The organism is Lichenihabitans sp. Uapishka_5 (assembly GCF_033947565.1).
Taxonomy (GTDB): Bacteria; Pseudomonadota; Alphaproteobacteria; order Rhizobiales; family Beijerinckiaceae; genus Lichenihabitans.
On record NZ_JARPVX010000180.1, the window covers coordinates 1 to 2,065 of the forward strand.

Genomic DNA, 2,065 nt, shown 5'->3' on the forward strand with positions numbered 1-2,065 from the left:
CGGGCCGCCACATTGGCCTCGAAGGGGAACAGGTGCAGCAGCCGCTCGCAAAAAGCGTGGATGGTCTGGATCTTCAAGCCACCCGGCGTTTCCACCGTGCGGGCGAAGAGCTTTCGCGCTAGCGCCAGGTCGGTCGGGCTCGGTCGCGGGGCCCCGGTGCGCAGGATCGCCTCGGTCAGCGCCGCGTCGTCGAGCCGCGTCCAACTGGCCAGCGTGTCGAAAACCCGGATCGACATGTTGGCGGCCGCCGCCTTGGTGAAGGTGAGGCACAGGATGCGGGCCGGCGGCACGCCGCCGAGCAGCAGCCGCACGACCCGCTGTGTCAGCACATGCGTCTTGCCGGAGCCGGCATTCGCCGACACCCAGGCGGAGCTTTGCGGATGCGAGGCGCGGTGCTGGCGGGCCAGCGTGTCTTCCGGCACCACCGGGGCCGTGTGGCTCATGCGTCGCTCCCGTCGCCACCATTGGCGGACCATTCCTTGACCCGCGACAGGTGGTCGTAATCGGAATGGCGCGCCTCGAATTGCGGATAGGGCCGGGCCAGGTAGCCCATCTCGGGCCGGCGAAAGTCGCTCAACAGCGCCACGAGGCCGGACAGGTGCTCGTCGACGACCTCGGGCAGGCTGCGGTCCTTCCATTCGAGGCGAGTGACGTTGAGCGTCGCATCGCTGCCAAAGCCGACGTAAAGCGCGTCCCCCACGGCGGCCTCCGGCCCGAGCGCCGCGAAGCCGCCCATTCGGGCCAGGGCCGCTTCGAGCGTCAGTTGCGGCGCGAACCCCACCTGCACCTCGCGCCGCGAGGGCACCCGGCCGGTCTTGAAATCAATGATCGACACGGCGCCGTCGCGGCTCGTTTCCAGCCGGTCGGCATGGGCCGTCAGCGCGAAGGCCGATCCGTCGCGCAGTGTCAGGCTCCATTCGCCCTTGGCCTCGACCGCGATCGCGGCGAGGCCTGCCCGGCGTTCGCGCTCCCAGGCCACGAAGCCCCGGGCCCAGCCGGCAAGCCGCGGCACCATGAAGGCCCGGAAGGCGGCGTCGGCCATCAAGGGCGCAAAGGCCGTCTCGATGCGGCCGAGGATCTCGGCCTCGGCGCCGTCGGGCAGGGGGCCGAGCGGGTGCGCGGTCGTGAAGGCCGCGATGACGTCGTGAAACAGGGTGCCCCATTGGCGCGGCCCGAGCGGTGCCCCGATGGGCTCGAGCGGCTGCAGCCGCAGGATGCGGTCGGCATAAACCCCGTAAGGGTCGCGGCGCAGCGTCTCGACCCGGGTGACGCTGAGGCGCGTCGGGCGCAAGGCGACCGGCGGCTTCGGGCAGGGGCGGGGCAGCGTCACGGCACGCGTCGGCCGATCGAGCAGGCGCGCGAGGCCGAGATAGCGACGGCCACGGTCGCGGCAGGGTTGCCAGGCGTCGCCGGTGAGCGCCGCGAGCCGCTGCAGGAAGCGCGACGGCACCGTCGGGGCACCGCCGCGCTTGGCGGCGCGGCTGATGATGACCTCGGGCTGGCCCATCGCGATGGTGAAATCATGCGCGGCCTGGCCGATGCGGCGCTCGGGCGGTGTCAGGCCGAGCGTCGCCCGCATCGGGCGGTTGAGAAAGGCGTTGGTGCGCACCTGCGGCGGCCACACGGCTTCGTCGAGGCCGCCTAGAAGGATGCGGTCGGCCGACAACAACCGCGCCTCGATCAGGCCGAGGATCTTCAGCCGCGGATGGCTGCGTTCCGGGCCGCGCACCGACACCTCCGCGGCGATCTGGTCGAACAAGGCCGCGTAGCCGAGCCCGTCGAGGCCGATCGCCGGGTCCGCCGCATCGCCGAGCGCCTCGAACAGGTCGAGCAGGCTGTGGCCGTCCGGGCCGATCAGTCCCGTGGCGCCGGCCTCGGTTTCGGTCAGGGCCGTTACGGCCTCGTCGTGGGCCGCAACCCAGTCGGGCAGGGGCCCGGCGGACCGCCGCAGCGGTTCCAGCGCCGACAGCAGGTCCTCGAGCAGCGCCTCGGCCTCGTCGAGGCGCTCCGGCGGGGTGCCGCGCAAGGGGCGCGGCGGGTGTGCGCCGTCGATCAGCGCGCGAGC

The 2,065-nt window shown here is 72.4% G+C and carries 2 protein-coding genes; both read right to left on the bottom strand.

The window, feature by feature from the left end; all coding sequences use genetic code 11:
- The coding region (locus P7D22_RS22935; RefSeq protein ID WP_319936558.1) for a UvrD-helicase domain-containing protein at positions 1 to 443 on the bottom strand (443 nt) is incomplete at its 3' end.
- A partial coding sequence (locus P7D22_RS22940; RefSeq protein WP_319936559.1) for a PD-(D/E)XK nuclease family protein occupies positions 440 to 2,065 on the bottom strand: 1,626 nt, incomplete at its 5' end. The genes P7D22_RS22940 and P7D22_RS22935, both read right to left, overlap by 4 nt.